Source organism: uncultured Campylobacter sp. (genome assembly GCF_938018035.1).
In the GTDB taxonomy this organism is placed as follows: Bacteria; Campylobacterota; Campylobacteria; order Campylobacterales; family Campylobacteraceae; genus Campylobacter_B.
On the sequence record NZ_CALIJF010000394.1, the window covers coordinates 1 to 1,343 of the forward strand.

Below are 1,343 nucleotides of genomic sequence, written 5' to 3' on the forward strand. Positions count from 1 at the left end.
CGTTGCGAAATTTTGCTTCGCCGCCTTCGATCGATAAAATTTTACGTGCGATCGGCGCGCCTAGCATATCGAGCCAGACGAGCTTGTAGCGGCTCTCCTCGCCGTTTGCGGGTGAAATTTTGGAGATCAAGGCTCTGCTTTTTGCGCCGAGCTCGTCCGTTAGGATGAACTGCTTTTGGCTAAATTCCGCTATCCGCTCGGGCGCCTTGTGTGCGCATCCGCCTATAAAAAACGCGGTGCAAAGCAGAATGAAAGCCGTTTTAGAAATAGCGTAAAAACGATAAACAGGTCTCAAAAATTCTCCCTAAAAACTAGCGAAATCAAAATCTCGCCCTCCAAAATATAGTTTTTGTACGACCACGCCCTGCCGTGCTCATCAAGCGCCAGAGCCTCACCGTCTGCGCCGCGCGCCAGCCCCACGCGAGCAAGCGCGTAAAAACCTAGGTTTCGCGCCTTAATCAGCGCCTCTTTGATCGTGTAAATTTTATAAAAAACGAATGTCTTTTCGCCCTCGTCCGCCGCCGCTAAAAGCTCCCGCTCAAAGGCGTTGAAACAAAACTCGCTCGCCGCGGCAAAATTCCGCGGTTTTAAAATTTCAAGATCGAGTCCGAATTTTTGCCTCGCAAAACCCACGGCAACGATCGTTTTGCCATCCGCGCTTTTGTGCGAGATGCAAAATTTGCCGCGTTTTTTAAAGCGCGCCTTAAGCGCCCGCGAAACGCGAAACTCGCGCAGATGACCTCGCGCGCACGCCAGCTTCTTATCGCGTCTGCTAAAAAGCCGCCGCGGAGCGCACAGATCCTTGTCGGTGATTAAAATTTTTATCTCGCTCATAAAGCTCTGATTTTACTAAAATAGTCTTTATAAAAATATAAAATAGCGCGGCGGCGTTGAAATTTCGTTTAAAATCTATTTGATACGCTCGGGCTCAAAGGCGCACTAAAACATAAAATTTATCTCGTTTGCGCTAAGGCCTCGGGCGCGGTAAAATTTTAAAATTTATCGCGCTTGCGATCTGCGCCGTGCGCTTTTTGGTTCGACATATTCTGCTTTGCGGCGTCGGCTATATTCGTTGCGCCCGTCTTGTCGTCGTATTTTGTGTGACCGCTCTAAATTTAGCGTTGCGGTATCAAGTGGCAAATAGCGTAGAATTTAAATCGGAGCTGTAAAGCGACACAAACGTAGCAGGCGCCGTAATACAATGACGCAAAAATTAGCCGCATTTGAATAAAACGGCATAAAATTTAAGCGCTCCTGAATACGGCGGCTCGAAATTTAATTAAAGCGGCACGAAATTTAATCGTGCTAATTGCCGCAACCGCATTTAAATACCGAGCCGTGCC

Annotated in this window: 2 protein-coding genes; both read right to left on the minus strand. The window is 48.1% G+C overall.

Going from position 1 to position 1,343, the window contains the following annotated elements; genetic code table 11:
• The coding region (locus Q0257_RS11950) for a hypothetical protein (RefSeq protein WP_298025079.1) at positions 1-295 on the minus strand (295 nt) is incomplete at its 3' end.
• Entirely contained in the window at positions 292-834 is a 543-nt protein-coding gene (locus Q0257_RS11955; RefSeq protein WP_298025081.1) for a 4'-phosphopantetheinyl transferase superfamily protein, read from the minus strand. The genes Q0257_RS11950 and Q0257_RS11955, both read right to left, overlap by 4 nt.
• Positions 835-1,343: the final 509 nt, after the last annotated feature.